The organism is Rhizobium leguminosarum (assembly GCF_004123835.1).
GTDB classification, from domain to species: Bacteria; Pseudomonadota; Alphaproteobacteria; order Rhizobiales; family Rhizobiaceae; genus Rhizobium; species Rhizobium leguminosarum_M.
The window spans coordinates 326,467-352,090 of record NZ_MZMU01000018.1 but is presented as its reverse complement, the minus strand read 5'-3'; the positions used below and the strand labels follow the sequence as shown (position 1 = coordinate 352,090).

Here is a 25,624-nt window from a genome sequence, read left to right as displayed (position 1 = left end):
TGTAACACTTTGAATGGCTGCAGGGATCATGCAGTCGGTCAGAAAGCGATCTGCACTTTCATGGACTTGCTGCGATCGCCGGCCAATTCGAAGGCGGCGACGGCCTCATCGATTCCAAAGACACCTGTTAGTAGCGGCTTCAGATCGACGCGACGCGCGTTGATCAGTTCGACGGCGAGCGCAAATTCCTCGTGAAAACGGAATGTCCCGCGCATTTCGATTTCTTTCGCAACGATCATGTTCTGCGGGATAGAGACATCGCCGCCAAGGCCGAGCTGCACGAGAACGGCGCGGGGCCTGAGCGTCTCCAGGCCCGCCCGCACCGCCCGCTCATTGCCTGACGCCTCGAACATGACGTCGAAATATCCCTTTTCGGCGCTATAAGCTGCAAGATCGGAAGCATGCGTGGCAACGTTGATCGTTCGATCGGCGCCGCTGGTGCGGGCAATCGCCAGAACGCTGTCGGTCACGTCGGTCGCGACGATCTCGCGGGCGCCGAGAACGCGCGCCGCAACGATCGCCAGCATCCCGATGGGGCCGCACCCGGTGACCAGCACGCGTTTGCCCAGCAGCGATCCGGCGCGGTTTGCCGCATGCAGCGTCACGGCAAAGGGTTCGGCAAAGGCGGCCTCGTGGATGGAAATGCCATCGGCGACCTTGTGGCATTGCCAACGCTCCGCCACCAGCCGCTGGCGAAAGCCGCCCTGAATATGCGGCATCGGCATGGCGCTGCCGTAAAACCGCATGTTGAGGCAGTGGTTCTGCTGTCCCTTCAGGCAATATTGGCAATGGTTGCACGGCCGGCTCGGCGAAACCGCAACGCGGTCTCCGACGGCAAGGTCGGCGACGCCGGCGCCCAGCGCCTTGACCGTGCCGGCGATCTCATGGCCGAGGATCATCGGTTCGCGCAGGCGCACGGTGCCGAAACCGCCATGATTGTAATAATGCAGATCGGAACCGCAGATGCCGCCGGCTTCGATGGCAATCTCCACCTGCCCGGCGCCCGCAACCTCCGGCTCGCGCTCTTCGATCCTCAGATCCTTGGCAGCATGAATGACGATGGCTTTCATATCAGGACCCTCACACGACGGGAGTTGGAAGCGGGCTACCTGCAAAATGTGCAGCGAGATTGTCTCTGACCAGTTGGCCCATGGCCTTGCGGGTCTCGACAGTGCCAGAGCCGTGATGGGGCTGCAACACGACATTCTCAAGCGTCAGGAAACGTGCATCGATCCGGGGCTCGTTCAGGAACACATCAAGGCCCGCAGCCTGAATGGTGCGCTCTTGAAGGGCCGCGATCAGCGCCTCTTCGTCGACGGTGGTTCCGCGCGAAGCATTGATCAGAATGCCGTTCGGACCGAGCGCTTTAAGCACTTCAGCATTGATGATCTTCATGGTCGCCTCCCCGCCGGGGACGATGACGATCAGAAAGTCGGCCCAACCCGCAAGCGCGATCAGGTCGGGCTCGTAGGCGTAGGCAACATCCGTGTGGTCATGGCGGGCGAAATAGGAGATGTCGCAGCCGAACGCGGCAGCCCTTCTGGCGATGGCCTTGCCGATCCGCCCCATGCCGGCGATCCCCACCTTCTTGCCCGAGACGCGCGTCACCAACGGCATGGCGACGCTGCCCCACTGGCCGGAGCGGACGAAAACATCAGCCTGCGGGACCTGCCTCGCCGTGGCAAGCAGCAGTCCGATGGCGATATCGGCGACATCTTCGGTCAGCACATCTGGCGTGTTCGTGACGCGAATGCCGTTGGCGCGGGCATAGGACAAGTCGATTGCGTCAGTGCCGACGCCGTAACAGGAGACGATTTCCAGTTTCGGGAATTGCGCCATCAACTCTGCGGACGCTCCGAGTTCGCCGCGGGTCGCTATGGCGCGGATATCCTTGCCGACTCTCGCGATCAGCTCCTGCCGGTCTGCCGCTTCCCAGAGGCGATGGACGCGGTAGGTCGCCTCCAGATCCACCATGTCCCATTCCGGATAAGCTCCGGCCATCAAGATTTCTACCTCAGGCATTCCGTCTCCATCCCGCACTTTGACAGTTGATTATGTTATCGATAACATATAATTCGGAAGAGGGATGTCAAGTGAGTTTCACCGTCAGCGGCAGTTGAAGCCGTCGACTGCGGCGAGACCGGAGGAGTGATTTACATGAAGAACTTGTTTGATCTTACCGGACGGCGTGCCCTGATCACCGGCTCGAGCCAGGGGATCGGTTATGCCCTGGCCGAAGGCCTGGCGCAGTATGGCGCCGAGGTCATCATCAATGGCCGCACGCCCGAAAGCGTCAAGCGCGCGGTCGAGAGCCTCAAGGATCAAGGCCTGTCTGCCCATGCGGCGATCTTCGACGTGACCAGCAAGGATGCCGCCAAGCAAGGCATAGAAGCGATCGAAGCTGATATCGGGCCGCTCGACATCCTGATCAACAATGCCGGCATGCAGTTTCGCACGCCGCTGGAAGATTTTCCGGCGGACAAATGGGAGCTGCTGCTGACCACCAATATTTCGAGCGTGTTCTACGTCGGCCAGGCAGCGGCCAAACCCATGATCGCCCGCGGACAGGGTAAGATCATCAACATCGCCTCCGTTCAAAGCGAACTGGCGCGCCCCGGCATTGCTCCCTACACGGCGACCAAGGGCGCGGTACGCAATCTGACCCGCGGCATGTGCGCCGACTGGGCCAAGTACGGTCTGCAGATCAACGCGATTGCGCCGGGCTATTTCAAGACGCCGCTCAACCAGGCGCTCGTCGACAATCCCGAGTTCTCGTCCTGGCTCGAGAAGCGGACGCCGGCCGGACGCTGGGGCAATGTCGAGGAGCTGGTGGGTGCCGCCGTTTTCCTGTCAGGCCGCGGCTCGTCCTTCATCAACGGCCACACGCTTTATGTCGATGGCGGCATCACGACCTGCCTCTGATAGAGATGAGACCATGGACTTCGAGAAAAAGGCACCGCCTCTGGCCGTTGTCGTCATGGGTGTCAGCGGCTGCGGCAAATCCTCGGTTGGAGAACGTGTCGCCGCTCAAAACGGCATGGTGTTTCTGGAGGGCGACCAGCTCCACCCCGCTGGAAATGTCGAGAAAATGGCGCAGGGCATACCGCTGACTGACGACGACCGCCTGCCTTGGCTCGACCGGATCGGCGAGGAAATAAAGACCGCGCAAGAAACATCGCAGGGATTGGTGGTTTCCCGTTCGGCTCTCAAGAGAAGCAATCGGGACAGGTTGAGGCAGGCGGCAGACGGGCGGCTGGTCTTTGTTTTCCTGGAGGGATCCCGCGATCTGCTGCTGTCGCGCATGCAGGCTCGTCAGGGCCATTTCATGCCCGCGACTTTGCTCGACAGCCAGCTGCAAACACTGGAGCCGCCGACCGGTGAAGCTAATGTCGTGACGGTGGCGATCGATAATGCGTTGGATGATATCGTGGCACTGGCTTGCAAGGGACTGAGTGGCATGGCCGTCAAGGGAGGAGATTATCATGCAGGATGACTACAGAGCAGATGTCGCCGTCATCGGCGCCGGCATCATGGGAACGGCGATCGTCACCCGATTGATCGAAACCGGGCATAAGGTCTCCGTCTTCGACCTGGATACCGAAAAAGTCGCGGCTTTGGAGGCCAAGGGCGCGCGTGCGGCCGGCTCCGTGGAGGATGCGGTCTCGCGGTCGGCGTTTTGTGTGCTGAGCCTCAATCACGCAAATATTGTCCGCGCTGTCGTCTTCGGCGAAAAGGGTGTTGCGGCGGCTGCAAATGCCGACAAGGTGCTGATCGACATGTCGTCGATCGACCCCGCCGAGACGGCTGACATGGCGATGCGGCTGCGTCGAGAAACCGGAATGGCATGGGTGGATTGCCCGCTCTCCGGCGGCGTGCCCGGCGCGCTGAGCGGACGCCTGACGATTATGGCCGGCGGCAGCCCTGAGGATTTCGAACGGGCGCGCGTGGTGATGCGGCATCTTGCCGCCAATTACACGCTGATGGGTGCATCGGGCGCCGGGCAGACGACGAAGCTGATCAATCAGCTGTTTTGCGCCGTGCTGTTTCAGGCCGTCGCCGAGGCGGTCAAGCTCGCTGAAGCCGGCGGCGTCGATCCGGCCGCCATTCCGGCCGCCCTTGCCGGCGGCAGGGCGGACAACAGGATAATGCAGGAATTCATGGCAAAATTCGCTGCCCGGGATTTCTCGCCGACAGGCAGAATCGACAATATGTTGAAGGACCTGGATTCGCTTCAGGCCTTTGCGCTGAAGACCAAGACGCCATTGCCGATGACCGGCTCTGTGGTCGAGATTCACCGACTGCTCTGCGCTGCCGGGCTTGGAGCAAGAGACTCGGCTGAGATGATGCGTCTTCTCGACGGATTTCAGGCCGGCTGACGTCAATTTCCCGGGAAATTTGGGATCCTCATCTTTCCGCTTGACCATCGATAAATGTTATCGATAACATACAGCCAATGACAACCGCAGCTTTGGGAGGAGCCACAGTGGAAGCCAAGAGACTGCTGGAGTTCCAGTCGATCACCAAGAGCTTCGGCGGCACGCAAGCGCTGCGCGACGTCTCGATCGATCTGCGCGAGGGCGAAATTCTCGCGCTGCTGGGGGAAAACGGCGCCGGCAAATCGACGCTCATCAAGACGCTTGCGGGCATCTACAAGCCCGATAGCGGCGACATCCTTTTTCGCGGCCAGAGCTACCATCATCGTCCCCCGAAGCCGAACGAGCGGCAACCGGTTGCGTTCATCCACCAGGATCTCGGTTTGATCGAGTGGATGACCGTCGGCGAGAACATGGGCCTGTCGCAGGGTTTCTCGATGCGTCGCGGCCTGATCGATTGGAACAGGACGCAGGCACGCGCCAAGGAAGCCTTGAAGCTGGTCGGCTGCGATTTTGATCCCACCACCCGGGTCTCGGCGCTGTCGCGCACCGAAAAGTCGCTTGTCGCCATTGCCCGTGCACTTGCCGTCGAAGCCGATGTCCTGGTGCTCGACGAGCCGACGGCGAGCCTTCCCGCGGATGAAGTCGATCGGCTGTTCAATGCGATCCGCCCCTTAAAGGATCGCGGCGTCGGCATGATCTACGTTTCCCACAGGCTCGACGAGATTTTCCGGATTGCCGATCGGGTCGCCGTTCTGCGCGACGGATGCATGGTGGGACAGAAGCCCGTCAGCGAGACCACCCCCGACGAGCTGGTGACGATGATCATCGGCCGCAGCGGTGACAGCCTCTTTTCCAAGACGGCGATCACGCCCGGCAAGGCGATCGTGGAGGTTCGCGATCTCGTTTGCGCCGGCACAGGCCCGATATCGTTCGATATCCGCGAGGGCGAGCTTCTGGGCCTGGCTGGATTGCGTGGCGCCGGTCAGGAACGGATCGGCCGCGCCCTGTTTGGTTGCGAGCCCTTCAACGGCTCGGTTCTGCTGCATGACGAGGCCCCCGACCTTTCCAGCCCACGACGGGCAATGGCGTCGGGCATCGGCTTGATTGCCCGTGACCGGACGGAGGAATCCGTGGCGCTCTCGCTGTCCATTCGGGAAAATACCTACCTTAATCCGGGAGCCGTCGGGCGTGGGCTTTTGTCCTTCCTGTCGCCGCGCGGCGAGGCCGACCTTGCCCATAAGATCGGCCATTCCGTCGGCCTGCGGCCCAACGACCCGGATCTGCCGGTGGAGGCCCTGTCGGGCGGCAATCAGCAGAAAGTGGTCGTCGGCCGCTGGCTGGCGACCGGCCGCAAGCTGCTGGTCGCAGAAGATCCGACCGCCGGCGTCGATATCGGAGCGCGTGCGGAGATCTACCGTCTGATCACCCAGGCGCTCGAGGCCGGTCTCGCGGTTGTCGTGGTGTCGACGGACTTCGAGGAAATCGCCCATATCTGCCACCGCGCGCTGGTTTTCTCGCGCGGGAAAATCGTCAGCGAACTGACTGGAAGCGCTCTGACGACGGAGGCGGTCATCACAGCCGCATCCGCATCGGAAGCCGCTTGAGCCATCGGGAGAACAGCCATGCAATCCATTGAATCCACGGCGCTGGAGCCGACCAAGAGCGAAATGGCCGGCCTGTCCACAGGACAGAAGATCGGACGCCTGATCCCGGTTTACGGGCTGGTGATCCTGACCGTCGGTCTGATCGTGATCTTCTCGATCCTTCTGCCCGATACGTTCCCGACCGTGTTGAACGTCCGCTCGATCGTGTCCGACAAGGCTATCATCGCGCTTCTGTCGCTGGCTGCGATGATCCCGATGGCATCGGGTCGCATCGATCTGACCGTCGGCTATGGCATCGTGCTCTGGCACATTCTCGCCATCAGCCTGCAGACGGCTTACGGCCTGCCCTGGCCTGTCGCGGTCGTCATCGTTCTCGCGCTTGGCGTTCTGACCGGCTTCATCAACGGTCTGCTGGTCGAGGTCGCCAAAATCGACAGCTTCATCGCGACGCTCGGCACCGGAACGGTTCTATACGCGCTTGCCCTCTGGCACACCGGCGGGCGGCAGGTGGTCGGCGTCCTGCCTGATGGTTTCTATGCGCTGAACGGCACCATGCTGTTCGGCCTGCCCATCACCGGCTTCTACGTGCTCCTGATCGCCATCTGCATGTGGATCGTGCTCGAATACCTGCCGATCGGCCGCTATCTCTACGCCATCGGCGCCAATCCGAAGGCGGCCGCACTCAATGGCATTCCGGTCCGCAAATTCGTGATCGGTGCATTCGTCACTTCGGGACTGCTCGCGGCGCTGACCGGGGTCCTTCTCGCCTCGAAGCTGCGCATCGGCCAGGCGAGCGTCGGCCTCGAATATCTGCTGCCGGCGCTTGTCGGCGCGTTTCTCGGATCGACGACGATCAAGCCCGGACGGGTGAACGTCTGGGGCACCTTGATCGGCGTCATCATCCTGGCGGTCGGAATATCAGGAATTCAGCAATTCGGCGGATCGTTCTTCGTCGAACCGCTGTTCAACGGCGTCACCCTGCTGATTGCCATCGGCATAGCAGGTTACGCCCAGCGCAAGCGCGGAGCTGTGAGGAGGATCACACCCGCATCCAAATGAGGATGCCGGCTCATCCCGGCATTTCACAACAAACAAAATGGAGGAGTGAACATGAAGCGCAGAATGTTATTGCAGGCAACGGTCGCAACCGTCGCCGTTATGCTGAGCATGCCGGCATTGGCCGATTCGATGGCCGACGCCAAGGCCGTGGTCGAAAAATATGCTTCCAAGGTGAGCGCCTGGGATGGCCCGACGAGCGGCCCGAAGGGTGCTGCCGGAAAGAACATCGTCATTCTTGCTGGCGATATGAAAAACGGCGGCATCCTCGGCGTGGTCAATGGCGTTCAGGAAGCAGCAGGTGCACTGGGCTGGACGGTGAAGGCGCTTGACGGCGCCGGTTCGATCGGCGGGCGGACCGCGGCGTTCGGACAGGCCATGGCGCTGAAGCCGGATGGCATCATCATCAACGGTTTTGACGCGGTCGAGCAGAAGCCGGCGATGGAAGCAGCCAAGGCTGCCGGCATTCCGATGGTTTCCTGGCACGCCGCTTCGGCTGTCGGTCCGGTTCCCGAAGTCGGTGTCTTCGCAAACGTCACCACCGACGCGATGGAAGTATCGAAGTCCGCGGCGGATTGGGCCTTCGCCGATGCCGACGGCAAGCCGGGCGTCATCATCTTCACCGATTCCACCTATGCGATCGCGATCGCCAAGGCCGATCGCATGAAGAAGGAGATCGAGGATCTCGGCGGCACGGTGCTCGAATATGTCGACACGCCGATCGCCGAAACCTCTCAGCGCATGCCGCAGCTCACCACCTCGCTTCTGCAGAAGTATGGCGCGAAGTGGACGCATTCTCTGGCGATCAACGACCTCTATTACGACTTCATGGGACCTTCGCTCGCCTCGGCCGGCATTGCCGGCGACGGAAAACCGGTGAACGTCGCCGCCGGCGACGGTTCGGAGAGCGCCTATCAGCGTATCCGCGCCAAGCAGTTCCAGGCCGTCACGGTCGCCGAGCCGCTCAACCTCCAGGGCTGGCAGCTCGTTGACGAACTGAACCGCGCCTTTGCGGGCGCTCCATGGTCCGGCTATGTGTCGCCGCTGCATGTGGTGACCAGCCAGAACGTCGAGTTTGACGGTGGACCGAAGAACAGCTTCGATCCCGATAACGGCTATCGCGACCAATACAAGAAAATCTGGGGCAAATAACCCTCCCAATCGGGGCGTATCGACCGATACGCCCCGATCTTACGACAACACACCACCATTGATCCAGCTCCGGTGAGTTTTGGAAAAGAGACCCTATGATCATTCGTTATGCTTTGTTTGAAGGCGAAATCCATCCCGGTAAAGAAGGGGAATTCCGCGAATTCGTGCGGCAGCGGCTCGTCCCTCTCTGGACGAAATTTCCGGGCGCCGAGGAAATCCGGGTGCTGGATGGAATGGAGCGCGACGAAGGCGCCCCGATCTATGCCATGGCGCTCGCCATTCGTTATCCCGATATGGATGCGGTGAACGCGGCACTTCTCTCCGATGTGCGGTCGCAGAGCCGCGAGGTCACCGGCGAACTCCTGCAGCTCTTTACCGGCAAGGTGCACCATCACGTATTCGCGGCCAACGAATATGCACCGCATATTGCCTGACATCAGGCGATCCCGACGTCCGCGACGGCTTGGCGTCTGAAGGGCGGTCGCTGCGGTCCGCTGCCCGGCCCTAAACAAAAGTAGGGGTTTGAACAAAGACCCGGAAAGCGCCCGCGGACGAACGTCCCAGGCGCTTTTTTCATGCCTGCTAAACGCGACCATCCTGTGAAGGCGCCGGATGCGATCGTTTCGGTTACCCGACTTTTGAGGACAATTTTCCCTCAGCGCCACTTTCATTAAACTAAATAGTCTATCGATTTAGTAGATTATGTTCCATCTTACCGTGCATCGCTCCTGCAAACAACAATCCGAAACGGGAAGATCGACGATGACATTGGCAAAGACATTCAAAATTGCGTTGTTCAGTCTGCTTGGTCTCAGTGCCATTCACGGTCCGGCGGCGGCTCAGGCAGAGGCTCCGCTGCTTCCTAAGGTGCCGCCAGGCACGGTGCTGACGATCGGCGATCCGGTCACCCAGAAAGCTCTCGAAGTGTCCGGCCTCGGCAAGGAGCTCAGTTTCGAAGTCAAATGGGCCAATATCAGCGGCGGGCCGCAGACTTCGGAAGCTTTCCGCGCCCATGCGCTCGATGTCGGGTCGGTAGCCGAGATCCCCTCCATCTTCGCCAATTGGAATAACCTGCCCGTCCGCAACATCGCCTATCGCGAACGCCGTGATCCGATCGCCAATCCCATCTACCGCTTCGGCATCGCACCAGGCGCGGCCGTCAAGACGCTGGCGGATTTCCGCGGCAAACGCATCGCCTTCAGCCCGGGGCAGGCCCAGGGCACGCTCGTTCTGCGCGCGCTGCACGCGGCAGGTCTGAAGAGCAGCGACGTCACCCTGGTAGAACTGCCAAGCACCAGCGACGTCTATCCGAAGGCATTGGCGAGCAAGCAGGTCGACATCGCGCCGCTCGGCGGCGTCTACATCAGGCGCTACATCACCCAATACGGGCCTGATGGCGCAACCCTCGTCGAGCATGGCCTGCGCGACGATCCGAGCCATCTTTATGCGCCGCAATGGGTTCTGGACGACCCCGCCAAGGCGGCAGCTCTCGCCGAATATGTCGGCCTCTGGGCACGCGCCACCGAATGGGTGAACCGCAATCCGGACCTCTGGATCAAGGAATATTACGTCGGTCAGCAGGGCCTCAGCCAGGAGGACGGGGAATTTCTCGTCAAGCTGACCGGCGAACAGATCGTTCCCGCCGGTTGGAGCGAAGTGAAGAAGCGCCACCAGGAAACCATCAATCTGCTGGCGGACGAGCTCGGCTACAAGTCTTTCAATGTTGAACAGCTTTTCGACAATCGCTTCGAAAAGCTCGGCGCCGCGGCTTTGGCCAAGAGCCAGTAACGCTCGACACCCTTCGGAGAGGAGATTTGAAGCATGGCAACCACTTGGGATGCAGATGAGGCGAAACTATCCCTGACATCAAGCGGGAGAATCGCACATGCAGGTTCACGCGCGACAAGGCCGGTTGGCTCGGCCGGCTCTGCTGGCCCCCGCGCCCGACGCAGGCTGGGTCCCGGACCCGCGATCCCTTTCGGGTTGCAGATCGGGCCGCTATTGCTTGTCCTGACCTGGGTCGTCGGTTCGGCATTGGGATGGATCGACCCGCGCATCCTGTCGGCGCCGTGGACTGTCATCGAGGCTTTCGTAAGGCTCGTAGAGCAAGGTCGCCTGCAGGACAATTTCGTGACGTCGGCGACGCGCGCCCTGCTCGGCCTTAGCATCGGATTGATGATCGGCACGATCCTGGCGGTTGTCGCCGGCCTTTCCCGGATCGGCGAAGCCCTGATCGATGGCCCTGTGCAGATCAAACGCGCGATCCCGACGCTGGCCCTGATCCCCTTGCTGATCCTGTGGTTCGGCATCGGCGAGAGCATGAAGGTTACGACCATCGCGCTTGCCGTGATCGTGCCGATTTACATCCACACCCACAATGCGCTCCGCAGCATCGACAGCCGTTATGTCGAACTGGCCGAGACCCTACGGATGAGCCAGAAGGACTTCATCCTTCAGGTGGTGCTGCCCGGCGCCCTGCCAGGTTTCCTTCTGGGTCTGCGGTTTGCCGTCACCCTCTGCTGGGTTTCTCTTGTCGTGGTCGAGCAGATCAACGCCACCAGCGGCCTCGGTTACATGATCGATCTTGCCCGCAACTACGGGCAGACCGACGTCATTCTCGTCGGCCTGGTGGTCTATGTGCTGCTGGGTCTCGTCTCGGACGGTCTCGTCCGCCTGCTTGAACGGAGGATCCTCTCATGGCGCCGCACCCTGGCAAACTGAAGCCCGAAACCAAGGCCGTCCACGTGCGAAATCTCGCACGCTGGTTTGCGACGAAGACGATCCTCGACGGCGTCGATCTCGATATCGAGGAAGGCGAGTTCGTCGCCCTGCTCGGCCGCAGTGGCTCCGGCAAAAGCACGTTCCTCAAGGCTCTTGCCGGTCTCGATCATGGTGTCGAGGGAACCGGCACCCTCGAGACGCCGGAGAGCCTTTCGGTGGTTTTCCAGGACGCCCGCCTGCTGCCGTGGCGTACCGTCATCCAGAACGTCACGCTCGGCCTACGTGGACCTTCCGGCCAGGAAGCCGGACGCAAGGCTTTGGCGGAGGTAGGACTTGCAGGCCGGGAAACGGCGTGGCCGAACCAGCTTTCGGGCGGTGAGCAGCAGAGGGTCGCTCTTGCCCGTTCGCTGGTGCGCGAGCCGGCCCTGCTTCTCGCCGATGAGCCGTTCGGCGCGCTCGACGCGCTGACCCGGCTGAAAATGCACGATCTGCTGCGGGAGTTGTGTGCAAGACACCGTCCTGCCGTACTGCTCGTCACCCACGACGTCGACGAGGCGATTTCGCTGGCCGACCGCATATTGGTTCTCGACGAAGGGCGCCTCATCGAGGATCTCAAGATCGATCTGCCGACGCCGCGCGATCACGGCGATCCGCGCTTTGCGCAATTCCGAATCCATCTCCTCAGCCGGCTCGGGGTCGAGCTTCCGGGCAAGGCCGCCTGACATCAGCAACAGCTTAATTTGATCTGGAGATAAGCCAATGAGCACATCGAAACGGCAAATGCGGCTTGGCGCGTTCATCATGGCGACGGGCCATCATATCGCCGCCTGGCGCCATCCCGAGGCGCAAGCCGATGCAGGTCTCAATATCGATCACTACCGCGACCTCGCACAGACCGCCGAACGCGGCAAATTCGATCTCGTCTTCGTCGCCGACAGCCCCGCGGGATGGGACCGTGCCAAGGACCCGGAAGCACTTCGCCGCACCGCCCAGGGCGCGCATTTCGAACCCCTGACCCTCTGGGCCGCCCTCTCCCAGGTGACCAAACATATCGGCTTCGTCGCCACCGCATCGACGACCTACGAGGACCCCTACCTTCTCGCCCGCAGGTTCGCGTCGCTGGACTATATCTCCAAGGGTCGCGCGGCATGGAACGTCGTCACGACAGGTGCGGATGTTTCGAAGAATTTTTCAATCGCAGGCCATCCCGCCCATGCCGATCGTTATGAGCGGGCCGAGGAATTCGTCGACCTGGTGAAGGGCCTGTGGGATTCCTACGAGGACGATGCCTTCATCCGCGAAAAGGAAAGCGGGGTCTATCTCGACCCGGACAAGGTGCACCTTGTCGATCACAAGGGCAAATTCTTCTCGGTGGCCGGTCCGCTCAACGTCGGCCGTCCGGTTCAGGGCTATCCTGTTATCGTGCAGGCCGGTGCATCGGAGCCGGGGCGCGAACTTGCCGCCCGTACGGCTGAGATGATCTTTACCGCCAACCAGACCTTCGAGGATGCGCAAGAATTCTATTCCGACGTCAAAGGGCGGCTGGCCCGCTACGGACGCCGGCCGGACGAACTGCTGATCAGTCCCGGCATATTCCCCGTTCTCGGCGGGACGGAAGCAGAAGCCCAGGCGAACTACGACTATATCCAGTCGCTGGTTCATCCCTCCATTGCCTGGAATATCCTCGCCCGCCATTACAAGGGCGTCGACCTTTCCGGCTACTCGCTGGATGATCCTGCCCCTCCCCTGCCAGAAAATACCGAACTCAACAAAAGCCGTCTCAAGCTGGTTTCCGACCTGGTGTTGCGCAACAATCTGACGCTGCGTCAGTTCTATCTGGCGGTTGCCACCGCTCGCGGCCATCGGACGGTTGTGGGAACGCCAGAGCAGATCGCCGATGCGATGCAGAGCTGGTTCGAGAACGGTGCTGCCGACGCCTTCAACATCATGCCGCCGATCCTGCCCACCGCTCTGACCGATTTCGTCGACCAGGTCGTCCCGATCCTGCGCAAGCGCGGCCTGTTCCGGCACGAATATGAAGGCACGACGCTGCGGGAGAATTTGGGCCTTCAGCGCCCGCCGAATGGCTTTGCGCTTCAGGCAGGGCAGCAGCAGAAGGTGCAGGCGGCCGTATGATTTCCCAGGGGGCTTCCCCCTGGTTTCCTTGTTCCAATCACACAGAACTGCAGCATCGCATGAGCAATAATTCCGAATTTCTCTGGTATATTCCCAACGACGTCAAAGCCGGTCATCGCGGCGATTCCGCCGTCGAGAACCACAACAGCCTGGATACGCTGACCAGCCACGCAAGGGCGCTCGAGGAGCACGGCTGGAAGGGTGCGCTCATCGGCACCGGTTGGGGCCGTCCCGACACCTTCACCGTCGCAGCCTCGCTCGCCGCCCGGACGACCACCTTTGAACCGCTCATTGCAATCCGTCCAGGCTATTGGCGACCGGCAAACTTCGCTTCCGCGGCGGCGACGCTGGACCACCTGACGGGCGGCAGGGTGCGGATCAACATCGTGTCGGGCAAGGACAACCTTGCTGCTTACGGCGACAGCGAGGGCGATCAAGCGCATCGCTACGGCCGCACCAAGGAGTTCATGCGGCTGGTCCGCAGACTATGGACCGAAGACAATGTCACCTCCGCGGGCGAGCACTTCCGTGTTGCCGAATCCACCGTGGTGCCGCGCATCCAGGTCCGCGGCGAGCGTCGGCACCCCAAATTCTATTTTGGCGGTGCCTCGGAGGCGGCCGAACGGGTGGCCGCCACCGAGGCCGATGTCCAGCTCTTCTGGGGCGAGCCGCTCGACGGTGTCCGCGAACGTATCGCGCGGCTCAAGGCGCTGAGCAGGGAGCTGGACCGCAACCTCCCGCCGCTGGAGTTCGGCCTGCGGATAACGACGCTGGTCCGGGACACCACCGAACAGGCCTGGGCCGATGCCGAGGCGAAGGTCGCCGAGATGGCGAGAAGCAAGGGCACCGGCTGGCACGATCACCAGCGCGTGCTCGCTGTCGGCCAGCAGCGGTTGCTCGAGCTGCATGAGCGCGGCGACGTCCTCGACGACAACCTCTATACAGCGCCGGGCAAATTCGGCGGCGGCGGTGCCGGCACCACGTGGCTGGTCGGTTCGGCGGAAGACGTCGCCCGCTCGCTGCGCAAATACCAGGATCTCGGCATCACCCACTTCGTGCTGTCCGACACGCCGTATCTCTCCGAAATCAAGCGGCAGGGCGATCAGCTTCTTCCGCTGCTACGCGGCTAAAGCCGGAAGCGCCAGCGCTCCGGCACCGCAGCTGCAATTCATGCCGATTGCCGAGACCTTTCAGCAAATCACTACCGATGCCAGGACGGCGTCGGGTAGTCGCAGGCAAGCCGCAAAGCCTTGTTGCGCAGGGGAGTCCGAGGATTTCGCAACCACCGGGAGAGCGCTCCTCAAATTGTCCGTCCGAAAAGCGCAAATGCTATCCAAATATGGCGATATAGCATGCGCCGCCGGCTCCGTTTACACTCTCTAAAATATATTCCTCTAATTTTTTTTAGATATCGGGACGACGGTCTTGAGGACCGTCACCTCCGCCATGATGGCGGGTCAGGCACCCGAATTTTGCATGAAATCGGCTTTTATTGCTTTGACGGATGTCCCGTATCTCAAGCGCGATTCCGGGCACAGGGGTGCCTGTCGGATGCACTCGGAGACACCGAGGTTCTGCATTTAAACGAGATATGACGAGCAATCCTGGCTGCCGAGACATCCTTCCAACAAACCTCACCGCGAGGGGAGAGTGCATATGAAGAATATCATGAGTTTCGGGGTTGTGGCCCGCCTGGCGCTTGGCTTCAGCGTTCTCCTTTTGCTGATGGTCGGCCTGACCATCTATTCGACGGGAAAAGTAGCGCAGATCAACGATAAGCTTGGAACCATCAACGACGTCAATAGCGTGAAGCAGCGGTTTGCCATCAACTATCGCGGCAGCGTGCATGATCGGGCGATTGCCATCCGCGACGTCACTCTGGTGACGTCTCCCGATGAACGGAAGGCCGCCGAGGCATTGATCGAAAAGCTTGCGGCCTCCTACGCCGAGAATGAAAAGCGCATGGCGGATATGGTTGCATCTCCGGCCGGCGCGACGGAACAGGAAAAGACCATTCTCGGTGAGATTGCAGACATCCAGGCGAAGACCAATCCATTGGTCGCCCAGATCATTGCACTGCAGGAGAAGGGCGACGGCGAAGCCGCCCGCAAGATCCTGCTCGAACAGGCTCGACCGGCCTTCGTTGCCTGGCTTGGCGCCATCAACAAATTCATCGACTATCAGGAAGCGCTGAACAAATCGATTGGCGGCGAGGTTCGCAGCACGGCAAGCGGCTTCAAGCCGTTGGCCCTGACCGCGCTTGGCATCGCGGCTGTTCTTTCACTCGTTGCCGCCGCTGTGACCGCACGCACGATCGTCGGCCCGCTGGCGAAACTTCAGCTTTCGCTGAAAGCGATGGCAGACGGCAATCTTAACGGCGATCGCCGCCTCGAAGCGCGGGGCGACGAGATCGGGAAACTCGCACGGGCCGTCGCCGGGCTGCGCGACGCAATTTCGGCGAAGGCCGAACAAGAAGCTGACGCGGAGGCCAAGAGAGCCGTGTCGGAGCGGCATCGGCTCGAGCAGGATGCCGATGAACGCCGCACCCTTGCCGAGCAGACGGACAAGGCTGTCGGCCAGCTTGGCGATGCGCTGCAGGCGCTGGCTGACGGCGACCTTACACAGCAGATCGGCACTCCGTTCATTCCGTCCTTGGAAAAGCTCCGCGCCGACTTTAATTCTGCGGTCGAAAAGCTCCGTGCCGCCATGCAGAAGGTTGCGCAGAACGCCAGCGCCATCGCGGCCGGTGCACAGGAGATCCGCTCCGCCTCGGACGATCTCGCCAAGCGGACCGAACAGCAGGCAGCCTCGGTCGAGGAAACTGCCGCTGCCCTGGAAGAGATTACGACCACCGTTGCCGACTCGAGCAACAAGGCTCAGGAAGCCGGCCAGCTCGTTCGCAAGACGAAGGACAGTGCCGAGCGCTCGGGCAGCGTCGTTCGGGATGCGGTCGATGCCATGGGCAAGATCGAATCCTCCGCCACCGAAATCGGCAGCATCATCGGCGTCATCGATGAAATCGCGTTCCAGACCAATCTGCTGGCGCTCAATGCCGGCGTCGAAGCCGCCCGTGCCGGCGAGGCAGGCAAGGGCTTTGCGGTCGTGGCTCAGGAAGTGCGTGAACTGGCGCAACGCTCCGCCAAGGCGGCAAAAGAAATCAAGGAACTCATCAATGCTTCGAACGGCCACGTCAAAAGCGGTGTGGCCCTGGTTGGCGAGACCGGAAAGGCGCTGAAGGAGATTGCCGAGCAGGTGCAGCAGGTCGACGGCAATGTGGGGGCCATCGTCGGCGCTTCGCAAGAGCAGGCGACGGGGCTGAAAGAAATCAATACCGCCGTCAACAGGATGGATCAGGGCACACAACAGAACGCCGCCATGGTGGAAGAAGCCACAGCGGCCGCCCACAACCTCGCCAAGGAAGCCGACGCGCTGTTCCAGCTTCTGGGCCAGTTCAACATTGGCGGAGTGGTGGCACCGAAGCGCACATCGCAGCCCGCAACCGCGGCGCCCCATGCTCAACCGGCGCCCTCGCCGGCGCGCCAGATGATTGCCAAAGTGGGCAAGTCGTTCCAGACGAACGGGAATGCGGCATTGGCCGGCGACTGGGAAGAGTTTTAAGTCGCCCTCCAGCTTATGCTGGAACGCCAGAGCGGCATAATTTTGCGAAGGGCAGCGTTTGCTACCCTTCGCATTTTTGGCTCAAAGAAGGTGAGCATGTCGTGGTCCCAAGCCGCTACACACTTTTGAGCGACATTAGGCCCGGGCCGGAGCCTTGGCCGGAAGCAAGGCGTTGACAACGACCGCAACGGCAATGTTGGCGGCAAGCGCCAGCAGTCCGGTATAGACGGTGAAGGGTTCGCCGCCGAGGCTGATCAGATGCAGCGGCTTCCAACCGGCATCCCAGACGAGGAAAGTACCGCCGCCGAAGCCGACGAACCAGCCGGCAAGCAGGCCGGGGGCTCGGAACCAGTTGGTGTACAGGCCGAAGACCAGGGCCGGAAGCGTCTGCAGGATCCAGATGCCGCCGAGCAGCTGCAGGTCGAGTGCGAATTGCGTCGGCAGGAAGATGATGACGAGCAGCGCCCCAACCTTCACCACCAGCGAGGTGATCTTTGCGACCTTGGCCTCGCCTGCATCGCTGACGTCAGGATCGACATAGGCTTTCCAGAAATTGCGGGTGAAGAGATTGGCGGCGCCGATGCTCATCACCGCTGCCGGCACCAGCGCGCCGATGGCGATCGCCGCAAAGGCGAAGCCGGAGAACCAGCCTGAAAACAGTGTCTTGAACAGCGTCGGAACGACGTCATTGGCGCTGTCGAGCTTCAGGTTGGCGGCATGCCCCATATAGCCGAGCAACGCCAGAAGGCCGAGCAGCAGCGTATAGGCGGGCAGCATGATCGCATTCTTGCGGATCGTCTTGCCGCTGTTGGAGGCAAAGATGCCGGTCAGCGTATGCGGATACATGAAGGCCGCGAGCGCCGAACCCAAAGCGAGCGTGGCATAGGCGACATACTGATTGCCACCGAGCAACAGGTTGCCGGAACCCTTGGCCTGGAAAGCCGCATCGGCCGAGGCGAAGACATTCGCGTAGCCTCCGAGCTTCGACGGGATCAGCGCGACGGCTGCGATCACGACGATATAGATCATGATGTCCTTGACGAAGGCGATCAGAGCCGGCGCGCGCAGGCCCGCGGAGTAGGTGTAGAGCGCCAGCACGATGAAGGCGATCGCCAGCGGCAATTCGCCATGCAGTCCGAGCGCCTTGAGGACCGCCGTCATGCCGACGAGCTGGAGGGCGATGTAGGGCATGGTGGCGATGACGCCCGTTGCCGCCACGGCGAGTTCGAGACCGCGCGATCCATATTGACCGTGGACGACGTCGGCGGCCGTCACATAGCCGAATTCCTTGGCGCGTTTCCACAGCACCGGCATGACCATGAAGACGAAGGGGTAGACGACGATAGTGTATGGCAGCGCGAAAAAGCCGTAGGCTCCCACGGTATAGACCAGCGCCGGGACGGCAATCACGGTGTAGGCGGTATAGAAATCGCCGCCGACGAGGAACCAGGTGATCCAGGTGCCGAAGTTGCGTCCGCCGAGGCCCCATTCGTCTATACTGGCCAGCGTTTCCGGTTTACGCCAACGAGAGGCGACGAAGCCCATGACGGTGACGAGAACGAAGAAGAACAGGAAGACGGCAAGCGCCGTGCCGTTGATGTCAGTCGTCATGGCGAGTGCTCCTGTAGGCGATCCAGGTCAGCGCTGCGGTGATCGGCACCCAGAGAAGCTGATACCAATAGAAGAACGGAAAGCCGAAAAGAGATGGCTCGCGGACATTGTAGAATGGCGGCCAGAGCAGACCTAGATAGGGAATGACAAGCAGCCAGAGCGCTGCCTTGCTACGTGGTTTTTCCATGTCGGGATACCTTTCAGGCGCCGCGTCGGCGGCCGCCATGTTCCAATTGTCGGCGTGGAAGGCAGGTCTTCAGCCGGCGGCCGCGGCAGGCACGGCTCGGGTCGCTCGAGGTTTTCCGACCGATCGGAAGCTGATGTAACGCATGTGAATTCCTCCCAACGGCTCGCACTTGGCCAGCCGTGGATGGAGTCCTATGGCGTTGGTTTTGTCCTCACAAGATGGGCGCGGCGCTGAAATGCCGGGGTCTACCCAGAAGTGGGTAGACGAGAGTGTCGCGTCTTTTCAGACGCGCGAAGGACGCTTTAGGCGCTTTGAATTGTGCAGTAGATTCACCCGACCTTCGAGACGATGCCGTGATCGAGCGCATAGCGGATGAGCCCAGCCGTGGTCGTAATGCCGAGCTTCCTCTTGAGGTTCTTGCGATGGGTTTCCGCCGTGGCGGAGGTGATCCCGAGCGTTTCGGCGATCTCCCGGTTGCTTCTGCCGGCAACGATCAGCCCGAGAATGTCGCGCTCGCGCGGCGTCAGGGGGGCGCTGCCGTCCTCGGCGCGTTCGCCCATCAGCGCGTCGAACACGCCGGACGAGAAATATGTACCCCCGCCCGCCACGGTCTCGATGGCCGAGACGATCTCGTCCGTCGAAACGTCTTTCAGGATGTAACCGGCAGCGCCGTGCATGACCGAGGAGGAAATATACTCGCGGCTGTCATGCATGGAGAGCATCACCACCCGCGCCTGTGGAAGTTCGTTCCTGAACAATTCGATCGCATCGATGCCGCTCAGCTTCGGCATGTTGATGTCCATCAGCACGACCTGCGGCAGAACTTGCCGGCCGATCTCCAGTCCCGTTTGCGCGAGCCCGGCCGTGCCGGAAACTTCGATATGGTCGAATGTTTCGAGCACCGCCTTCAACCCGTCCAGCACCAGCGGGTGGTTGTCGATCAAGAGCACCCTGATTTTCGGGCGTTCCGTCATGCGGCTTCCGCCTGCTGGTCGGCGGGACGATTGGCCGATTTCGGCATCATCGCCGTCAGCGTCGTGCCGGTCTCGCTGCTGTTGATCAGCAACAAGCCGCGGAAGTGGGCCATTCGCTCCTGCATGTTACGCAGGCCGAGACCTGATCTGCCGGAGACGCCGTCCTTGATGCCGTCGAAGCCAGTGCCGTTGTCGGTAATCGTCATGCGGGCGCGGCCGCCGTCGCTCCAGAGCTTGACCGCAAGCCTGGAGGCGCCGGAGTGCCGTTCGACATTATTGAAAGCTTCCTGGGCAACGCGATAAAGCGCGGTATTGGCTTCGGCCTTCAGCGTGTCGGTGAACCCCGAAGCGTCGATTTTCGTCTCGATCCCCGTCCGCTCGGCAAAATGATAGCACAGCGCCTCCAAGGCAGCCGTCAGCCCGAGGTCGTCGAGCACGCGCGGGCGCAGATCGTGCGACAGCCGTCTGATTTCCTTGATGGCGCCGTTCAGCGCCTCGATACCGCGATCGATGGTCAGTGCTGCATCGTCGACATTGGTCCTGACCTTGCGGCCGGCAAGATCCATCGCATAGCGCACACCGACGAGATTTTGGGAAATGCCGTCGTGCAACTCGCGTGCAAGCCGCGCGCGCTCTTCTTCCTGGGTATCGATAACCCGCTGCGTCAGCTGCTTGAGCCGGCCGTCGGCCATGCGGCGCTCGTGGAACGTCAGCAGCATGCAGGTGGTGAAAACGACAAGCACCGAAGGCACGGCGATCAGTGCGACGATGATGAAGGTCCGTTTTATGTTGGCGCGCATTCCGGCATTGGCGGCAGCACTTTGGGAAAAGACGTCATCCAGATAAACGCCGGTGCCGACGACCCAGTGCCATTTGTCGAGGCTGACGACGAAGGAGAGCTTGTCGGCGATCTGTCCGGTCGATGGCTTCTGCCATTTGTACTGATGCAGGCCCCCGCCCGCTTTTGCGGTAGCGATCAGTTCGGCAATAACCTTGTCGCCATCCGGGTCGGTAAGGTCGAGCCAGTTATGCCCATGGCGGAAACTCTGGCGCGGATGGACGATGTTGTTGCCGTCGTAATCGTAGACAAAGAAATATCCGTCCTTGCCATAATCGAGCGAAGTCAGGATCGCTGCCACCTGCTGCTTGGCAGCCTCGTCGTCGGCGCCGGCTTTGTCGTAGATGGTCTGGATGGCAGACAGGGCAAGGTTGGTCAGATTGAGGATTTCGGATTCCTTGGTTTTCAGCATGTTCTGCTCGAACGTGTCGATGCTGTTCTTGGCGAGGTTTGCCGATTGCCATGTGATGAAGGTGGTGATCGCAAGGATCGAAATGACGAGCGGAACGATCGCCAATGCGATGATCTGGTGTCGTAACGTCAACGATCATTCCTCCCGAGAATTTGCGCCGGGAATTATGCCCTTTGTCAAATGCGAGTCCAGCGGCTTGTCGGAACCAACGCCGGCGGAGCCATCGCGTCTGCGCTAGTCCAGCGGGACGAACAGGCCGAGCTTGACGTCTCGCAACACGACATTCGTGTGCATGCGGCGGATCTGCGGATTGTCAGCCATGATCAGTGCGGCGATATCGTCATAATGCTCGACGTCGCGGGCGGTGACGATCGCGATCAGATCGACCGCGCCTGTGACATAATAGACCTGTTGTATGTGATCCTGCTTCTCCGCCCACAGGCGGAACTTCGCCAGCGCGTCGTAATTGTCCCGCTCGATCTCCATCCCGACGATGAACACCATCGCTGTGCCCGTCGCCTTGCGGTCGACGACGGCTACCTCCGCCTTGATGATCCCTTCTTCGCGCAGCCGCTTCAACCGCCTCTGCACGGCCGAGACCGACAGCCCGATCCGTTCGGCGATCGTTTCGGCTTTCAGCTGGCAGTCGCGCTGAACGATATCGAGAATGTCACGGTCAAAACGATCGAGTTGTTCCATTGTCCAGTCCTAGTTCTCGCCGCAGCAATGCGCGCATTCTGCCGCACTTGCCGCACGAAGAAGATTATTTTGCATAAAATATGCAGAATAGATGAAAACTGCGCGAAAAACCGCGTTATTTTATCATTATCCTTCGCAAGCTCAATTCACCCGGAACCATGCATGCCAGATCAACCCTTTCCTGCTCTTCGCGTCGAAGATCTTCATAAAAGCTTCGGCTCGCAAGAGGTTCTCAAGGGTATTTCGGCTGAGGCCCACAAGTCTGACGTTATTTCGATCATCGGCTCGTCGGGCTCCGGCAAGAGCACCTTTCTCAGGTGCATCAATTTCCTGGAAACGCCGGATCGTGGCCGCATTGCCGTAAACGGCGAGGAGATCGCGCTGAAGATGGGGCGGGACGGCCGGCTACAGCCGCGCAGCTGGCGGCAGATCGAACGGATGCGGACCGGACTGGGGATGGTATTCCAGAGTTTCAATCTCTGGGCCCATCGGACGGTGCTGGAAAACGTCATCGAGGCGCCGGTGCACGTCATGGGCATTTCGCGGCGCGAGGCCATCGAAAAGGCCGAAGCCCTGCTCCACAAGGTCGGGCTGTTCGACAAGCGCCATGCCTATCCCGCTTTCCTCTCCGGCGGCCAGCAGCAGCGCGCGGCGATTGCGAGAGCCCTCTGCGTCGACCCTGATGTCATGCTGTTCGACGAGCCGACATCGGCGCTCGATCCGGAGCTGGTCGGCGAGGTGCTGAAGGTCATCCGCGATCTCGCGGAAGAAGGCCGGACCATGCTGATCGTCACGCATGAAATGCGCTTCGCCCGCGATGTCTCAAGCCGTGTTCTGTTCCTGCATCAGGGACGGATCGAGGAAGAAGGCCCGCCGGAGCAGATATTCGGGGCGCCCGTCAGCGCCCGCTGCCGGGAGTTCACCGGCCTCAGCGCCTACTGATGCGCATCCATCTATCATCGACAACACAAACCAGGAGAATCCTGCGAATGAAACTGCTCCCCACACTGTTCGCCGGCGTAGCGCTTGCGCTTTCCGCCGTCACCGCACAGGCCGAAGTCCGCTTCGGTGTCATGAACGAATCCTATCCGCCGTTCTTCGCCAAGGACGCCTCCGGCCAATGGCAGGGATGGGAGATCGACCTGATGAACGCTGTGTGCGAGGAGATGAAGGAGAAATGCTCGATCGTCGAGATTTCCTGGGATGGTCTCATTCCGGCTCTCCAGAGCAAGAAGTTCGACGTGATCTGGTCGTCGATGTCGAACACCGCGGAACGCTCGAAGGTGATCGACTTCACCGACAAATATTACAACACTCCGAGCACCCTGATCGGTCCCAAGGACCAGAAGCCGGGCGCCACCGCCGAGGACGTGAAGGGCAAGACCATCGGCATCCAGGTGTCGACGATCCAGTCGGAATATTACAAGAAGTACTTTGCCGAGGTTGCGGAGGAAAAGACCTATCAGACGCTCGATGAGGCTTTTCAGGATCTCGCTTCCGGCCGTATCGACTATGTCTTCGGCGATTCACTGGCGCTTGACGCTTTCCTCAAAAGCGATGGCGGCAAGGATTGCTGCGCCAAGATGGGCGATGTCGCCGACGACAAGGAGATTCTCGGAGCTGGCGTTTCGGGCGGCCTGCGCAAGGAAGACACTGAGCTGAAGGCCAAGCTGAACACGGCGATCGCTGCCGTCCGTGCCAGTGGCCAGTATGACGCCATCAACAAGAAATACTTCGATTTCGACATCTACGGCGCGAAGTAAGCAGTCCTGATAATGGCGACCGCGCAACAAGGTATTCTGGACCTGCTGTCTCCCTATCCTCCGGGATGGGGCGGTGTTCTTTTGGCAGGTGCGGTCTCCACGGTCGCCATCTCGGCTTGCGCCTTCGTGATCGGCCTGCTGCTCGGCACGGGCGGCGCGCTTGGAAAGCTTTCGGGCAATCGCATGCTTCGCCTCCTGCTCGATCTCTATACCACGCTGATCCGCGCGGTTCCCGAGCTGATCCTGATCGTCGGGCTCTATTATGCCGGCACCGATGGCCTCAACCGGCTGCTCGCCGCGTTGGAACTGCCGCCGGTCAATGTGAACGGCTTCGTCGCGGCCGTCGCCGTGCTGGGTTTCGTGCAGGGTGCCTACATGACAGAGGTGCTGCGCGGCGCGATCCTCGCCATTCCCGTCGGCCAGATCGAGGCCGCCAAGGCCTTCGGCATGGGGCCGGTACTGAGGTTCCGCCGGGTCCTGCTGCCGGCGCTCCTGCCAAACGCGCTGCCGGGCCTTGCCAATCTGTGGATGTCGGTCACCAAGGACAGCGCGCTGGTGGCGGTCGTCGGCTACCAGGAACTGGCGCTCGCCACCCGTCTTGCCGGGGCAAGCACCAAGCATTACTTCGTCTTTTTCCTTGCCTCGGCCCTTCTCTATCTCGCCATCACGCTCGCTTCCAACGTCGTCTTCAAACTGATCGAGGGACGGGTACGGCGGGGGCAGCCGCGCCTTGCCTGAAGAAAGCGCCCCATGAATTTCACCTGGATCTCTTCCTATTGGCCGCTGCTTCTGACCGGCGCCTGGCAGACTGTTTGCCTGCTGGTGATCTCGGTGGTGTTCGGCTTCGTCATCGCCATCGGCCTCGCCTTTGCGCAGGTCAGCGGCGGCAGACTGACCCGGCTGCTGGCGCGGAGCTACTGCACCTTCTTTCGCGGCACGCCGCTGCTGATACAGCTATGGCTTCTCTACTACGGGGTGGGTTCGCTGCTGCCGATGGTCCCCGGCATCCGCCAGAGCCTGTTCTGGCCGATCCTGCGCGAGGGCTTCTTCTTCGCGGTGGTCAGTTTTACCCTGAACTACGCAGCCTATGAGGCGGAGGTGTTGCGCGGCGCGCTGCTTGCCGTTCCCAAGGGCGAGCTCGAAGCCGGCCGCGCCTTCGGCCTGTCACCCTGGATGCTGACCCGCCGCATCTGGCTGCCGCGCGCCATTCGCATCGCCCTGCCGACGATTGCGGGAGAGATCGTCATGCAGCTCAAGGCGACGCCGCTCGCCTTTACGGTGACGGTGATGGATCTCTACGCCGTGGCAAACAAGGTTCGGCAGGACACGCTGCTCGTCTATGAACCGCTGCTGGTCGTCACCTTCTTCTATCTCGCCCTGACCGCCGTGATCGCCCGCGTTTTTCGAAGTCTCGAAGCGCAGGTGCCGGTTCGCCGCTAGGCCGATGGAAAGGGACTGGCCATGAACTCGCCGGCGCGCCGACGCGAGCCACGCACACCTCGCCCACCTTGTTATGAAAAGCCCGTCGCCGCTAACGGCGCGACAGCCTGAATGGAGACCTCTTCATGAGCACGACACGAATTCTCGATGGCGGCATGAGCCGCGAGCTGCTGCGGCTGGGTGCCGAACTGAAACAGCCGGAATGGTCGGCATTGGCGCTGATCAACGCGCCGGATATCGTCCGTAGAGTACACCAGGAGTTCATCGCCGCCGGCTCTGAGGTCATTACGACAAACAGCTATGCGCTGGTGCCCTTTCACATCGGCGAGGACCGGTTCCAGAAGGAAGGGGCGGAGCTGATCCGTCTCGCCGGTCGCTTGGCGCGCGAGGCGGCGGATGGCGCCACGGATCAGAAGGTGCTGGTTGCCGGGTCGCTGCCGCCGATCTTCGGCTCATATGAGCCTCAGAATTTTCAGCCTTCGCGGGTGCAGGATTATCTCGAGGTGCTCGTCGAAAACCTCGGCCCCTTCGTCGATATATGGCTCGGTGAGACGTTGAGCCTGATCGCTGAGGCAGAGGCTGTCCGCAAGGCAGTGGCGACGTCAGGCAAGCCGTTCTGGATTTCGTTCACATTGGCAGACGACGAGGCAGCCATAAGGGGCGGTGAACCGAAGCTTCGCTCCGAAGAAAGGGTCGAGGACGCGGCATCCTGGGCGGTTTCATCGGGCGCAGAAGCGCTCCTGTTTAATTGCAGCAAGCCCGAAGTCATGGAGGCGGCGGTAGAGACGGCAATGCGTGTCTTCCGAAAGATGGATGCTTCCATCGAAATCGGCGTCTACGCCAATGCCTTCGAAGGGGAAACAGGCGACGCAGCCGCCAATGAAGGCCTGCACGATACCCGCGACGATCTGAACGACGACGCCTATTCGCGTTATGCCTGCTCCTGGGCCGAAGCCGGTGCGACCATCATCGGCGGCTGTTGCGGCATCGGCGCTGCCCATATCCATCGCCTGAGGAAGACGCTTTTGGATTGAAGC

Annotated in this window: 25 protein-coding genes; 18 read left to right on the top strand and 7 right to left on the bottom strand. The window is 61.2% G+C overall.

The window, feature by feature from the left end; translation table 11 throughout:
* Window positions 1-38: 38 nt before the first annotated feature.
* Both B5P46_RS26440 and B5P46_RS26435 read right to left on the bottom strand, forming a co-directional pair.
* Window positions 39-1,070 (bottom strand): L-idonate 5-dehydrogenase, encoded by a 1,032-nt coding sequence (locus tag B5P46_RS26440; RefSeq protein WP_129421309.1) that lies wholly within the window; start codon window positions 1,068-1,070, stop codon window positions 39-41.
* A 10-nt stretch (window positions 1,071-1,080) separates the two neighbouring features.
* Window positions 1,081-2,022, bottom strand: a complete 942-nt coding sequence (locus tag B5P46_RS26435; RefSeq protein ID WP_129421308.1) for a 2-hydroxyacid dehydrogenase — start codon at window positions 2,020-2,022, stop codon at window positions 1,081-1,083.
* A gap of 135 nt (window positions 2,023-2,157) precedes the next feature.
* On the opposite strand from B5P46_RS26435, the gene B5P46_RS26430 reads away from it, so the two are divergent.
* The 13 genes from B5P46_RS26430 (at window position 2,158) to B5P46_RS26370 (ending at window position 16,663) form a co-directional block, all read left to right on the top strand.
* Window positions 2,158-2,922 (top strand): SDR family oxidoreductase, encoded by a 765-nt coding sequence (locus tag B5P46_RS26430; RefSeq protein WP_129421307.1) that lies wholly within the window; start codon window positions 2,158-2,160, stop codon window positions 2,920-2,922.
* 13 nt (window positions 2,923-2,935) lie between these two features.
* Complete coding sequence (locus tag B5P46_RS26425) at window positions 2,936-3,493, top strand: gluconokinase (protein ID WP_129421306.1); 558 nt, start codon at window positions 2,936-2,938, stop codon at window positions 3,491-3,493.
* Window positions 3,483-4,376 (top strand): NAD(P)-dependent oxidoreductase, encoded by an 894-nt coding sequence (locus tag B5P46_RS26420; protein ID WP_129421305.1) that lies wholly within the window; start codon window positions 3,483-3,485, stop codon window positions 4,374-4,376. Before B5P46_RS26425 ends, B5P46_RS26420 begins: the two co-directional genes overlap by 11 nt.
* 107 nt (window positions 4,377-4,483) lie before the next feature.
* Window positions 4,484-5,980, top strand: a complete 1,497-nt coding sequence (locus B5P46_RS26415; RefSeq protein WP_129421304.1) for a sugar ABC transporter ATP-binding protein — start codon at window positions 4,484-4,486, stop codon at window positions 5,978-5,980.
* 18 nt (window positions 5,981-5,998) lie between these two features.
* Window positions 5,999-7,039 (top strand): ABC transporter permease, encoded by a 1,041-nt coding sequence (locus B5P46_RS26410; RefSeq protein WP_064654490.1) that lies wholly within the window; start codon window positions 5,999-6,001, stop codon window positions 7,037-7,039.
* A gap of 51 nt (window positions 7,040-7,090) precedes the next feature.
* Window positions 7,091-8,188, top strand: coding sequence for an ABC transporter substrate-binding protein (locus B5P46_RS26405; protein ID WP_129421303.1), 1,098 nt, complete (start codon window positions 7,091-7,093; stop codon window positions 8,186-8,188).
* A 95-nt stretch (window positions 8,189-8,283) separates the two neighbouring features.
* Window positions 8,284-8,622 carry a hypothetical protein gene (locus B5P46_RS26400; protein WP_029873593.1) on the top strand — a complete coding sequence of 113 codons (339 nt, stop codon included), beginning with the start codon at window positions 8,284-8,286 and terminating at the stop codon, window positions 8,620-8,622.
* Window positions 8,623-8,950: 328 nt separating this feature from the next.
* A complete protein-coding gene (locus tag B5P46_RS26395) occupies window positions 8,951-9,976 on the top strand; it encodes an ABC transporter substrate-binding protein (RefSeq protein ID WP_129421302.1) in 1,026 nt (341 codons plus the stop codon).
* 33 nt (window positions 9,977-10,009) lie between these two features.
* The gene (locus B5P46_RS26390; protein WP_129421301.1) at window positions 10,010-10,909 is read left to right on the top strand and encodes an ABC transporter permease; all 900 of its coding nucleotides are present in this window, start codon (window positions 10,010-10,012) and stop codon (window positions 10,907-10,909) included.
* On the top strand, window positions 10,885-11,631 hold the full coding sequence (locus B5P46_RS26385; protein WP_129421300.1) for an ABC transporter ATP-binding protein: 747 nt from the start codon (window positions 10,885-10,887) through the stop codon (window positions 11,629-11,631). The genes B5P46_RS26390 and B5P46_RS26385 overlap by 25 nt, the downstream gene beginning before the upstream one ends.
* Window positions 11,632-11,668: 37 nt before the next feature.
* Window positions 11,669-13,045 (top strand): LLM class flavin-dependent oxidoreductase, encoded by a 1,377-nt coding sequence (locus B5P46_RS26380; RefSeq protein ID WP_129421299.1) that lies wholly within the window; start codon window positions 11,669-11,671, stop codon window positions 13,043-13,045.
* Between the two features lie 59 nt (window positions 13,046-13,104).
* Window positions 13,105-14,175, top strand: a complete 1,071-nt coding sequence (locus B5P46_RS26375) for an LLM class flavin-dependent oxidoreductase (protein WP_129421298.1) — start codon at window positions 13,105-13,107, stop codon at window positions 14,173-14,175.
* 526 nt (window positions 14,176-14,701) lie between these two features.
* Entirely contained in the window at window positions 14,702-16,663 is a 1,962-nt protein-coding gene (locus B5P46_RS26370; RefSeq protein WP_129421297.1) for a HAMP domain-containing methyl-accepting chemotaxis protein, read from the top strand.
* A gap of 135 nt (window positions 16,664-16,798) precedes the next feature.
* On the opposite strand, the gene mctP is transcribed toward B5P46_RS26370, so the two are convergent.
* The 5 genes from mctP to B5P46_RS26345 form a co-directional block, all read right to left on the bottom strand.
* Complete coding sequence (mctP, locus tag B5P46_RS26365; RefSeq protein ID WP_129421296.1) at window positions 16,799-18,274, bottom strand: sodium:solute symporter family monocarboxylate transporter; 1,476 nt, start codon at window positions 18,272-18,274, stop codon at window positions 16,799-16,801.
* Window positions 18,264-18,461, bottom strand: coding sequence for a DUF3311 domain-containing protein (locus B5P46_RS26360; RefSeq protein ID WP_003555492.1), 198 nt, complete (start codon window positions 18,459-18,461; stop codon window positions 18,264-18,266). The genes mctP and B5P46_RS26360 overlap by 11 nt, the downstream gene beginning before the upstream one ends.
* 329 nt (window positions 18,462-18,790) lie before the next feature.
* Window positions 18,791-19,435 carry a two-component system response regulator MctR gene (gene mctR / locus B5P46_RS26355; RefSeq protein WP_129421295.1) on the bottom strand — a complete coding sequence of 215 codons (645 nt, stop codon included), beginning with the start codon at window positions 19,433-19,435 and terminating at the stop codon, window positions 18,791-18,793.
* Window positions 19,432-20,817 carry a sensor histidine kinase MctS gene (gene mctS / locus B5P46_RS26350; RefSeq protein ID WP_129421294.1) on the bottom strand — a complete coding sequence of 462 codons (1,386 nt, stop codon included), beginning with the start codon at window positions 20,815-20,817 and terminating at the stop codon, window positions 19,432-19,434. Before mctS ends, mctR begins: the two co-directional genes overlap by 4 nt.
* A gap of 102 nt (window positions 20,818-20,919) precedes the next feature.
* Window positions 20,920-21,384 carry an Lrp/AsnC family transcriptional regulator gene (locus B5P46_RS26345; RefSeq protein WP_003555489.1) on the bottom strand — a complete coding sequence of 155 codons (465 nt, stop codon included), beginning with the start codon at window positions 21,382-21,384 and terminating at the stop codon, window positions 20,920-20,922.
* A gap of 162 nt (window positions 21,385-21,546) precedes the next feature.
* On the opposite strand from B5P46_RS26345, the gene B5P46_RS26340 reads away from it, so the two are divergent.
* The 5 genes from B5P46_RS26340 to B5P46_RS26320 all read left to right on the top strand — a co-directional run bounded on the left by B5P46_RS26340 (window position 21,547) and on the right by B5P46_RS26320 (window position 25,621).
* On the top strand, window positions 21,547-22,326 hold the full coding sequence (locus B5P46_RS26340; protein ID WP_129421293.1) for an ABC transporter ATP-binding protein: 780 nt from the start codon (window positions 21,547-21,549) through the stop codon (window positions 22,324-22,326).
* A gap of 47 nt (window positions 22,327-22,373) precedes the next feature.
* A complete protein-coding gene (locus B5P46_RS26335) occupies window positions 22,374-23,147 on the top strand; it encodes a transporter substrate-binding domain-containing protein (protein WP_129421292.1) in 774 nt (257 codons plus the stop codon).
* 12 nt (window positions 23,148-23,159) lie between these two features.
* Window positions 23,160-23,885 (top strand): ABC transporter permease, encoded by a 726-nt coding sequence (locus B5P46_RS26330; RefSeq protein WP_129421291.1) that lies wholly within the window; start codon window positions 23,160-23,162, stop codon window positions 23,883-23,885.
* A gap of 12 nt (window positions 23,886-23,897) precedes the next feature.
* Window positions 23,898-24,587, top strand: a complete 690-nt coding sequence (locus tag B5P46_RS26325; protein WP_129421290.1) for an ABC transporter permease — start codon at window positions 23,898-23,900, stop codon at window positions 24,585-24,587.
* A 125-nt stretch (window positions 24,588-24,712) separates the two neighbouring features.
* Window positions 24,713-25,621 (top strand): homocysteine S-methyltransferase family protein, encoded by a 909-nt coding sequence (locus B5P46_RS26320; protein WP_129421289.1) that lies wholly within the window; start codon window positions 24,713-24,715, stop codon window positions 25,619-25,621.
* Window positions 25,622-25,624: the final 3 nt, after the last annotated feature.